This is a genomic window from Gordonia sp. (in: high G+C Gram-positive bacteria) (assembly GCF_049647785.1).
In the GTDB taxonomy this organism is placed as follows: domain Bacteria; phylum Actinomycetota; class Actinomycetes; order Mycobacteriales; family Mycobacteriaceae; genus Gordonia.
In genome coordinates this window covers 1-10,385 of record NZ_JBARYI010000004.1, presented here as the reverse complement: position 1 = coordinate 10,385, position 10,385 = coordinate 1, and the positions used below count along the sequence as shown (strand labels likewise).

Annotated in this window: 9 protein-coding genes and 1 pseudogene; 2 read left to right on the top strand and 8 right to left on the bottom strand. The window is 63.6% G+C overall.

Translation table 11 applies throughout. The features are described 5' to 3' along the window. On the bottom strand, positions 1-184 hold a 184-nt coding region (locus WBA38_RS00320), incomplete at its 3' end, for a 3-keto-5-aminohexanoate cleavage protein (RefSeq protein ID WP_424321788.1). A 426-nt stretch (positions 185-610) separates the two neighbouring features. On the opposite strand from WBA38_RS00320, the gene WBA38_RS00315 reads away from it, so the two are divergent. Next, positions 611-1,240, top strand: a complete 630-nt coding sequence (locus tag WBA38_RS00315; RefSeq protein WP_424293790.1) for a ScbR family autoregulator-binding transcription factor — start codon at positions 611-613, stop codon at positions 1,238-1,240. Positions 1,241-1,243: 3 nt separating this feature from the next. On the opposite strand, the gene WBA38_RS00310 is transcribed toward WBA38_RS00315, so the two are convergent. Next, positions 1,244-2,365, bottom strand: coding sequence for a glycosyltransferase family 4 protein (locus WBA38_RS00310; RefSeq protein ID WP_424321787.1), 1,122 nt, complete (start codon positions 2,363-2,365; stop codon positions 1,244-1,246). Positions 2,366-2,393: 28 nt separating this feature from the next. Between WBA38_RS00310 and WBA38_RS00305 the strand changes: the two genes are divergently transcribed. Then, complete coding sequence (locus tag WBA38_RS00305; protein WP_424293788.1) at positions 2,394-3,152, top strand: class I SAM-dependent methyltransferase; 759 nt, start codon at positions 2,394-2,396, stop codon at positions 3,150-3,152. A 452-nt stretch (positions 3,153-3,604) separates the two neighbouring features. Here the strand turns inward: WBA38_RS00305 and WBA38_RS00300 are convergent, their stop codons facing one another. The 6 genes and pseudogenes from WBA38_RS00300 to WBA38_RS00275 all read right to left on the bottom strand — a co-directional run. After that, positions 3,605-4,060, bottom strand: a complete 456-nt coding sequence (locus WBA38_RS00300) for a hypothetical protein (protein WP_424293787.1) — start codon at positions 4,058-4,060, stop codon at positions 3,605-3,607. Between the two features lie 46 nt (positions 4,061-4,106). Further along, positions 4,107-6,707: an ABC transporter permease gene (locus tag WBA38_RS00295; protein ID WP_424321786.1), complete on the bottom strand. Its 2,601-nt coding sequence runs from the start codon at positions 6,705-6,707 to the stop codon at positions 4,107-4,109. Positions 6,708-6,711: 4 nt separating this feature from the next. Beyond that, a complete protein-coding gene (locus tag WBA38_RS00290) occupies positions 6,712-7,509 on the bottom strand; it encodes an ABC transporter ATP-binding protein (protein ID WP_424293785.1) in 798 nt (265 codons plus the stop codon). Positions 7,510-7,628: 119 nt separating this feature from the next. Then, a complete protein-coding gene (locus tag WBA38_RS00285; protein WP_424293784.1) occupies positions 7,629-9,461 on the bottom strand; it encodes a phosphoenolpyruvate carboxykinase (GTP) in 1,833 nt (610 codons plus the stop codon). A 117-nt stretch (positions 9,462-9,578) separates the two neighbouring features. After that, positions 9,579-9,977 (bottom strand): DUF6802 family protein, encoded by a 399-nt coding sequence (locus WBA38_RS00280; protein WP_424293783.1) that lies wholly within the window; start codon positions 9,975-9,977, stop codon positions 9,579-9,581. Between the two features lie 9 nt (positions 9,978-9,986). Beyond that, a pseudogene (locus WBA38_RS00275) lies at positions 9,987-10,385 on the bottom strand (hypothetical protein); the annotation flags it as partial.

Here is a 10,385-nt window from a genome sequence, read left to right as displayed (position 1 = left end):
CGTGAATGTGCAGGACGGTAGCGCCGGCCTCGTAGCAGTCCACAGCCTTCTGGATGTGCTCTTCCATCGTCAACGGAAGATCTTCGCGGAAGTCATCAAGCTCCCACTCCGGACCATACGGGGCAGCGGTGATGACCAACTTGTCCTGAAGCTCAGGGAACAGGGCGTCGTCGTGGAAATGCATTGTGGAACTCCTTGCCGAGGGGAATCGAGATCAAGGGAGGTGTGTGCCACACCCAACCGCTCGATGTGATGCCTCTCATGCTATGAAGCCGAGCAGAACGATTCTTACCGCTACGGGACACGAAACATGCTGTTTCGGGACAGGAGTCGGGGATCGGGAAAAGGAAAACGCCAGTGCGCCACCCTCGCGAATAGTTATGGCGCGGGGGTCGCGCACTGGCGTTGGTGCCGGGATGAGAACGCTACCCTGACACACCCTCGGCCCGTCGGTTGGAACTCCCTCCCAGTGATTCCAACCAATACTGAAGGCCTTCGGCGATCTATCCGGATAAACCGGTTCACCGGTATGTAACGCTATCCTGTCAGTTAACCGCCTGCAAGCTTTTTTGGCGATTAGCCCGTAACGTCCCGTGAGGAGGTGACCCGAATGGCACAGCAGGCAAGAGCGCTCGAAACACGGCGCCAGATCCTCATCACCGCAGCACACGTCTTCCGGCGCGTCGGCTTCGACCGCACGCGGCTCAACGACATCGTCGAGGAATCCGGCCTCACCCGCGGCGCCATCTACTTTCACTTCAAGTCGAAAGACGAGATTGCCGACGTCGTGGTCGACGAGCTTGCGGCAAGCTCCCTGGAGGCCGTCGCCGCCGTAGCGGAGACGGGCGACTATGCGATGCGCCAAATCGGGATGCTGTGTCGCGAAATGGGTCGCCTCCTGGTCGACGACCCGGTAGTTAGCGCAGGGATTCGCCTGGTCATCGAACTAAAATCCGGGAAAGAGCCGATCCCCGCCTACCTCGGATGGATCGAAGCGCTCAAGTATCTGGTGGCGTGCGGAATCGAACAGGGCGATGTCCGGGAGGGCGTCGACCCCGAGCAGGCTGCCATCTTCATTGCCGAAGCCTTCGTCGGCGCTCACGTGCTCTCGTATGCGGTGACCGGGCACGAGGATCTAGCCGAGCGGATCGATAATTTGGCTGACAACTTGATCTGGTCACTGATGACCGCCGAGCAGGTCGCGGCACGCCCAGATCTTCTCGGTGCCCGACTCCCCTAGTCGCTACAACTCAAAGACGCGAGCGAAACCGTCGGCCGTCTCCGACCACAAAAACTGGACGGACCGCGCACGTGCCGCGGCACCTAATTCACGACGCCGCTCGGCGTCTTTCGCCAAGTCGGCCGCCACTTCGGCAAGTTCGTCGACATCGTCAACTAACACCCCGGTAGCACCGTCGACGATGGAATCAGTCAATCCCGCCGAACTCGCGTAACCGACCGTTGGCACCCCGTGCTGCGCGGCCTCAATTACCGCCAGCCCCCATCCTTCCTTCCGCGACGGCATCAGGTGCAGGTCGGCACCTGCGAGGAGTTCGTGCTTGCGGCGTTCGCTGACATGCCCGTGAAAGCGGACCCGATCTTCCACGCCGAGGGCCTGCACGCGCGTGCGCAGGCGGTCGGCCCACCAACCGTCGCCAACCACGTCAAGGGTGCTGTCCACTCCGGAATCGGAAAGCCGTGCAACCACGGCGAGGGCATCTTCGACCTGCTTGTGCGGCACCAGCCGCGACACGGCGATCAGCCGGAAGCCACCCGGGTTTGGTTCGGGAACGATGCCTTCCGGGACGGGGTCGATGCCGCCGCGCACCACCGTGATTCGTTCGGCGTCGACGCCGAGGTCGACGAGTTCGGCTTTCGACGGCACCGACACCGTCACATAGCGGTTGTCGCGGTGCACGCGCGGGGACAACCGCGATTCGATCCGCCATCCGACCTTGGCCAGCAACTTTCCAGCGACCGGCCACTGCTCGCGATGGCAGTGGTGGACCAGCACGACCGTCGGCGCGGACGTCACCAGGCGGGCAAAAAACGGAACTCCGTTCTGGGTATCAACAACGACGTCGGGCCGGTACCCGGCGAGTCTGCCGCGACCAAACCTGGCAGCAGCGATGGTGGCGAGGGCGCGCGGGTACACGGTGAGTCTGCCGCCCGCGCGGATCACGCGCATCCCGTGGAGCATTTGAGTGCGGGGCGCGCCCGGGTAGCGCGCGGTTAGGAGGGTGACGCGGGAGCCGCGCGCGGCGAACTCGGCACCGACCCGCTCCAGGTAGCGCTCGCTGCCTCCGCCTTGCGGATGGCCGGTGTCGCGCCAGCACAGCAGCAGCACGTCGGTCGGGGCACTCACTCGATCCAGGGTATGCGAACCTGACTGCATGCCTTCGTTTCGGATGCCCAGCACGTTCCGCCGGGAGGCCACGCTTGCGCGATCGGTGCACCTGTTGCGGGAGTTCCGCTACGAGCAGCCCGATCCGGCCCGCTTCTACTCCGCCTTGGCCGACGACACCGCGTTGATGCTCGCCGGCCTGTGCCCGGAACCACTCGCCGGTGCCGTCGTCCTAGACGTTGGTGGCGGGCCGGGCTTTTTTGCCGATGCATTTGCCGCCCGCGGTGCCCGGTACCTGTCGGTGGAGCCCGATGCGGGTGAGATGGCCGCGGCCAGCATCGATCAGCGGACAGCGGTGCGCGCACAAGGCGAGCATCTGCCGTTCCGTACCGGCAGCGTGGATGTGTGTTACTCGTCGAACGTCGCCGAGCACACGCCAACACCGTGGCAGATGGCCGACGAAATGGTGCGGGTGACTCGGCCGGGCGGCACCATCATTCTCAGCTACACCCTGTGGTGGGGCCCGTTCGGCGGGCACGAGATGGGCCTCACCCACTACTTGGGTGGCCATCGCGCCGCCCGCAGATACACCCGCCGCACCGGGCATCTACCGAAAAACCTGTTCGGGGTGTCCCTGTTCCCGATCACCGCCGCCGCCGGTCTGCGCTGGGCACGCGAGGTGCCCGACGCCGACCTGGTGACCGCGATCCCCCGCTACCTTCCGAGCTTCGCGTGGCCCGTCGTACACGTGCCGATCGTCCGTGAGATCGCGGCCACCAACCTGGTCATGGTGCTAAGAAAACGCTGACCTGGTTTGATGATCGAAATTACAACTGTGTAATTCATACACACCTGGGGATAACCCCTGTGGACAACTTTCCGCGTCCCCCCGGCTCCCCACCGCCCGTCCGCCCCTTTTCTGTCACAATTCGGACGTTCCATCACAAAACCCCGTGATTCGTGTCGAAAAAGTCGGACTTTGGCCCGTTAATGTGACAGAAAAGGGGCAATTCGGTGCCTCCGACGACGCTGCCGAGCGATCAAATTACATGTGTGTAATTCATGCACACATGTGGATAACCCTGTGGACAGAGTTGTGAATGCTCCGGCGATACCCATTTCCGACCGAAGATCCCTGGTCGGAACACATGGATCCGGCATGAAGTCGAATTACATGCGTGTAATTCATCAACAGCTGGGGATAACTCCTGTGGACAACGTTGTGGGTGCTGCCGAGCAATGCCCGACAGCACCCATCACCTAGTTCGGCAGTTTTCCCGAGCAGCGCAGCGGGCCGCCGTGACTGGTGCTCGACGAAATCAGCTTGTCGCCGTGCAGGATGGTGCAGGTCAAGGGACCTCGCACCACGACCGCCGTCATTTCCACGAACCGGTCCGACACGCTGGTGTGCTGCGACCAGGGCGAACCGGTTGCGGTAACCAGCACTCGCCCGGACGAATCCCGATAGGCCAACGCCACCGCTTCGCCGTTGCCTGTCAGCTGATACGTAACCGAACCCGGCGCGACCGTCGGCGACGGACGCGTCGAGGCCGGCGACGAGGTGGTGGTCGACGACGCTGACGTGGCCTCCGTTGTCGTGCCGGTTGTCCGTGATGCCGGCGCGGAGTCGGGTTTGGGAGCTGAACTCGCCCCGAACACGAGGTACCCAATCAGTCCCAAGACGATCACCGCCAGAATCACGACAATCGACAGCATTATGGTGCGAGTGCGACCGGTCGGGCCGGAATCCCCGCGGGCTTGCCTACTCAGAGGTAATCGCCTCCAAAGGTTTGGTCCGGGCCGCCATGATCGCGGGCCACAGGGCCGCTACCACGCCCACGACCGCCGCGCCCACCAGCGTAATACCGATCAGCGACCACGGAATGACGACGCCTTCCAGGCCCCAGTAGGCCAGCGTCCGCACCAGCGGCACACCGATGGCCAGGCCAAGGATGGTGCCGAGCAACGCTCCGAAGACCGCAATGTACGTCGATTCCAGGTAGATGGTTCGTCGTACTTGGGCTCGGCTCATGCCGACGGCCCGGAGCATGCCGATCTCCTGTTTACGCTCCACCACCGATAGCGCGAGGGTGTTGATAATGCCGAGGACGGCGATCACCAACGACAACCCCAGCAACGCGTACAGGGTCACCATCATCTGATCGATGGTCGACGAGATCGAGTTCTTGAACTGTTCCCGATCCTGCACCTGGGCGGTGAGGTACTCCGCCGTCGCATCTTCCAATTGGGTGCGCAGTTCCCCGGAGCTCACCCCGGGTTTCGCTACCACCAGTACCGGGCCGCTAATACGTTTCATCGCGACGGGCATCAGCTTCTCGTAGGCTGGCCATCCCACCATCAGCGACGAGATCGCCTGGTTTGCGGTAAACACACCGGTCACAGTGGTGGTGACATCGTCGCCAGCGGTGCTGGTGAAGGTGACTTGTTGCCCAAGCTTCCAACCGTTGTCGCGCACCATCGCATCACTGATGAGCATGCCGTCACCGGTCAGGTTGGCGGTGCCTTCGACCATGTCGATGTTGGCAACCTGGTCGATCTGTCCGCCGTACGGAGCGGAAATGAACTCGTCGCGTTCAGTGCCGTTCGGCGGCGTGTACTTGGCGACACCGTAGGCCTGTGCAACCACTGTCTTGGCACCCGGTACCGCTTTAACGGCGTCGACCACCGACAGCGGCAGCGGCATGTTGTTATTGCCGGTGACCACAAAGTCCGACCGCAGGCCGTTGTCCACCGACGAGTCGATGGTCCCCTTGAACGACCACCCGAGGGTGCCAATCACGACCACCAGCATCAGTCCGAGGGTGAGGGCGAAAGCCGTCGCGGCCGATCGTCGTGGGTTGCGGACCGCGTTGGTGCGGGCCAGTCGTCCGACGGTGCCGAACGGCTTCTGGAAAATGGCCCCGAACAGTCCGACCACCGGCTGGGAAATGGCGGGGGCCGCGAAGACCACGGCGATCACCGCCAGGAGCGCACCAATGGCCACCAGCGCGGCGGCACCGCCGCCCTCGCCCGCGGCACCGATCCCAAGTGCCAAGGCGCCGAGTACCCCGAGCACGGCACCAATCAGGGTGCGGACGCGCAGTGAACCGGAACCGGCTTCGACGGTGTTGTCGCGCATTGCTTCGACCGGCGGAATCCGCGAAGCACGACGCGCCGGAATCCATGCGCTGAGCATGGTGACGATGACGCCGACAAAGATGGCGGCAAGGATGGCCCCCAGTCCGACCTCGATTCCGTTCGACGGCACACCCTGCGATTTGGTGAAGGCCAGCAGGGCGGCGGCGATACCGATACCGAGTGCCAGACCGAGCAGCCCACCGATAATGCCGACGACGAGCGCTTCCAAAAGCACTGCGCGCGAGACGTTCTGGCGACTTGCACCGATGGCCCGCAGTAGCGCGAGCTCACGGTTCCGCTGTGCCACGATCATCGAGAAGGTGTTGTAAATGATGAATGTGCCGACCAGCAGGCCGATCGCGGCAAAGGCAAGCAGCACATACTGGAAGATCGTCAGGAACTGATCTATGGTCTGCTTCTGGTCGTCACGGACTTCCTGCCCGGTCCGCACCTGGTACAGCTTGTCGTACTCGGCGGCCTTGCCCTGCTTCGCAACGGTGGCCTTCAAGTGGGCGTTGACCGCGTCGCGCAACTGTGTATCGGTGACGCCGTTGCGTGCGGCGAGGTCGACGGCGGATACGTACTGACCGTCGGAGAACAGTTTCGTCGCGGTGGCTTCGTCGAAGATCACACCGACGTAGCCGCCCGTTGAGGTCGGCATGTCGGCGATACCGACGATCGTCACGTCCAATGGTGCTGCCAGTCCGGCACCGACGACAACCTTCGTCTTGCTGCCGATTTTCAGATTGCCCTTTTCGGCCGCGCTGGCATTGAGCGCGATCTCGCCGGCCTTCGTCGGGGCCCGACCCTCCACGATGCTCATCTGTTCGCCGACCGCCTGGTCCGGCGGCAAGTAGCTCATGCCGACGCTGGGCGCACCGCCGGACTGAAGGGCGCGACCAGACGCGTCGGCGATCGTCACCGACCCCTGATTAACGACGGCCAGTCGTTCGATCCCCAGCTTGGCCTCGTTGGCGCGGAGGTCGTTCACGAGGGCGATCGGAATGCCCGGCGAGTTCTCTTCGACGGCGCTGACTTCCACCGAGACGCCCTTGGCGACGTTGTCGAAGATGGAGTTGAATGCGCTCGATACGGTCGAGGTAAAGATGACCGCACCGGCGACGAAGCTGGTACCCAGGACGACGGAAAAGACCGTCAGTACCAGGCGGAGTTTGTGTGCGGCGAGGCTTCTCAAGGAAACCTTGCGCATAACGTTGGACGCCATCTCGTCAGTTCTCCTCGCCAGCAGGCAGCTCCTGCGCAGCTGCGGTGTTGTCGAGGTTTTTCATCACTTCGAAGACATCGTCGGCCGACGGTCGATTGTGCAGTTCCCGCACGATTTGGCCGTCGGCCAGGAACACCACTCGGTCGGCGTACGATGCCGCGCGGGGGTCGTGGGTGACGATGACGACGGTCTGATTGAACTCGTCGGTTGCCGCGCGAAGGATCTCGAGCACTTCGCCTGACGACCGGGAATCTAGGTTGCCGGTCGGCTCGTCCCCGAAAATAATGTCAGGTCGTCCCACGAGGGCACGCGCGCAGGCCACGCGCTGCTGCTGGCCGCCTGACAGCTCGCTTGGACGGTGGCCCAGCCGATTGCGGATGCCGAGGCGGTCGACGACGACGTCGAACCATTCGCGATCCACCTCGCGGCCAGCGATGCCCTGGGGCAGCGTGATGTTCTCCTCGGCGGTGAGCGTCGGCACCAGGTTAAACGCCTGAAACACGAAACCGATGCGGTCGCGACGCAGCTTGGTCATATTCTTGTCCGACAGCCCGATGAGCTGCACGTCGCCGATCTGCACGTTGCCGCTCGTCACCGTGTCGAGGCCAGCCAAGCAATGCATTAGCGTCGACTTGCCCGAGCCCGACGGTCCCATGATGGCGGTGAACTCACCGGCACGGAACCCAATCGACACTCCCCGGAGTGCCTGAACCGTGGTGTCACCGCTGCCGTAAGTCTTCACCACATTGTCGGCGCGGGCCGCCACCAACCCGTGCTTGCCTGCTGCTGCTGTCTCAGTCATGGGATCAACGGTCCCAGATGTTGGCCGCAGGCGCATCAGGGAGGGCCCCCAAAAGTAGAAATAAAAACACTGGGCCCGACCGTTTCCGGTCGGGCCCAGTGGCCAAAACTCTGCGGCTGCTAGCCGAGACGCTCGCGGAGCACCTCAAGCTGTGCCTTCAGTTCGGCTGGCAACTTGCCCTTGCCGTCGTCGACGAAGTCGAACCACTCGTCGATCGTCGGGAGTTCGTTGCGCCATTCGTCGTTGTTCACGGCGAGTGCCTCAGCGAGATCTGCCTCTGCCACGTCCAGTCCGGTGAGGTCGAGCTCGCCCGGAGCAGCGACGGTACCGATCGGCGTCTCGACGCCCTCGACGTTGCCCTCGATGCGGTCGACCATCCACTTCAGGACGCGGCTGTTCTCGCCGAATCCGGGCCACAGGAAGCGGCCGTCTTCGCCACGGCGGAACCAGTTGACGTAGAACACTGCCGGAAGCTGTGCGCCTTCCTTGCGGCCGATGTTCAGCCAGTGCTGGAAGTAGTCACCAACGTGGTAGCCGAGGAACGGCAGCATTGCCATCGGGTCGCGGCGGACGGTGCCGACCTTGCCCTCGGCGGCGGCGGTCTGCTCGGAGCCGACGGTGGCACCCATGAACACGGCGTGCTCCCAGTCGCGGGCCTGGGTAACGAGCGGAACGGTGGTCTTGCGACGTCCGCCGAACAGGATCGCCGAGATCGGCACACCCTGCGGGTCGTCCCACTCGGCGGCGAGGGTCGGGCACTGCGACATCGGGGTGCAGTAACGCGAGTTCGGGTGCGCGGCCTTGGTCTCCGACTCTGGAGTCCAGTCGTTCCCGTGCCAGTCGATCAGGTGGTCCGGAGCATCGCCGTCGATGCCTTCCCACCAGACGTCACCGTCGTCGGTGCGCGCGACGTTGGTGTAGATGGTGTTGCCAGCGTCGATGGTCTTCATCGCGGTCGGGTTCGAGTCGTAGCTGGTGCCCGGTGCGACGCCGAAGAAACCGAACTCCGGGTTCACCGCGTACAGCTGGCCGTCTGGGCCGAAGCGCATCCACGCGATGTCGTCACCAACGGTTTCGGCCTTCCAGCCGTCCAGCGTCGGGTCGATCATGGCGAGGTTGGTCTTACCGCAAGCCGACGGGAAGGCCGCGGCGACGAAGTAAACCTTGTTCTCCGGGCTGGTGAGCTTGAGGATGAGCATGTGCTCGGCCAGCCAGCCTTCGTCGTGCGCCATGGCCGAAGCGATACGCAGCGCGTAGCACTTCTTGCCGAGCAGGGCGTTGCCGCCGTAGCCCGAACCGTACGACCAGATCACACGGTCTTCGGGGAAGTGAACGATGTACTTCTCGGTGTTGCACGGCCACGGAACATCGGCCTGGCCGTCTTCCAGGGGCGCACCAACCGAGTGCAGACCCTGAACGAAGAAGCCGTCGTCGCCGAGTGCCTCGAGGACCTTGGGGCCGACCCGAGTCATGACGCGCATCGACAAGACGACGTATGCCGAGTCGGTGATTTCGATGCCGAGCTTGGGATCGTCGGAGCCGAGCGGACCCATGCAGAACGGAATGACGTACATGGTGCGGCCGCGCATGGCACCGCGGTACAGGTCGGTCATGGTGGCGCGCATCTCGGCCGGGTCAACCCAATTGTTCGTGGGGCCCGCAGCCTCTTCGGTGGCGCTGCAGATGAAGGTGCGCGACTCGACGCGAGCGACGTCGGCGGGATCCGACAGCGCCAGGAAGGAGTTCGACTTCTTCTCTTCGTTGAGCTTGGTGATGGTGCCAGCCTCGACGAGTTCAGCCGTCAGGCGGTCCCACTCTTCATCGCTGCCATCCGACCAAACCACGCGGTCGGGCTGCATCAATTCGGCAACCTCGGCCACCCAGGCGATCAGCCCGGGGTGGTTAGTTGGGGCACTCCCGGGCTCGATGCCCGGAATAGTCGCAGCGGTCATGCGGATCTCCTCATCGAAACTCACGGGTGCCTGCGTGCAGCGGCTGTGCAAACGCATACTTGCCCCAGGATACGCGGAATGCCCTCAGCTTTCTAAGCCACGTCTTATACCTGCCTATCAGTCCAATCGGCCGAGCGTCGTGGGACTCCATCCGTCCCCGGAACCGTCGAAGGTGGTCCTGACGACGCGACCGTCATCGTGCAGGACGGTAAGTTGATCGATCCGACCATCGCCGGTGGAGTCGGTGAGGACTGCCATAGAACCGCCGACATCGCTGGTCAGCGAGTCGGCAACACCGTCACCGGTGGAGTCGAGGTCGGCGGGACCGAGGTCCCACAGTGATCCGTCGGAGTACCACCACAGATTGCTGTGAGGGTCCGACTCGAGGCTGCCAATCGTGTCGGCCGACACAGCATCCGCTGTGCAGTGGGCCACCCCATCGAACGGCTGAATGAGACCATCTTCACTATCCGGATCACCCGAATTTAGCTCGGGGTCCTCACCCCAACTGCCCATCGCATCCATCTAGCCGGTCCTGTTCCATATTTCGCGACTGAACTGCGCTTCGGCGGCACCGAGTTGCGCCCCGATTCGATTCTCTAACTCTGCCCGTCGGGTCGTAATGAGTTCGGTGGCCCAGCGTTGCATTCGCGCCCGATTGGCGGTCGAGCGGCGCACCGACACCAGCCATGCAGCCAGCGCCAGCCCGGCCAACAATGCCAAGACGATGCCCGCGACACCGAGCCCTGCCCATTCGAGCGCAGGTGCCAGCATCATTCGTCCGACACCGAATCCCATTGACGCTCCCACCAACATCATCACGACCTCTTCCGACCGCGGCCGAAGGCGATCCGGCACGCCGATGGCCGGTGGCAGCGCGGCCGGCGGAGCTGCCATGGCCCCGGGTGGCACGCCGCCGAGCCC

Excerpts from the sequence above, each read along its gene's own strand:
- WBA38_RS00305 (WP_424293788.1), top strand. The coding sequence starts at position 2,394 with ATGCCTTCGTTTCGGATGCCCAGCACGTTCCGCCGGGAGGCCACGCTT.
- WBA38_RS00285 (WP_424293784.1), bottom strand. The coding sequence starts at position 9,461 with ATGACCGCTGCGACTATTCCGGGCATCGAGCCCGGGAGTGCCCCAACT.
- WBA38_RS00280 (WP_424293783.1), bottom strand. The coding sequence starts at position 9,977 with ATGGGCAGTTGGGGTGAGGACCCCGAGCTAAATTCGGGTGATCCGGAT.
- WBA38_RS00315 (WP_424293790.1), top strand. The coding sequence starts at position 611 with ATGGCACAGCAGGCAAGAGCGCTCGAAACACGGCGCCAGATCCTCATC.
- WBA38_RS00300 (WP_424293787.1), bottom strand. The coding sequence starts at position 4,060 with ATGCTGTCGATTGTCGTGATTCTGGCGGTGATCGTCTTGGGACTGATT.
- WBA38_RS00295 (WP_424321786.1), bottom strand. The coding sequence starts at position 6,707 with ATGGCGTCCAACGTTATGCGCAAGGTTTCCTTGAGAAGCCTCGCCGCA.
- WBA38_RS00290 (WP_424293785.1), bottom strand. The coding sequence starts at position 7,509 with ATGACTGAGACAGCAGCAGCAGGCAAGCACGGGTTGGTGGCGGCCCGC.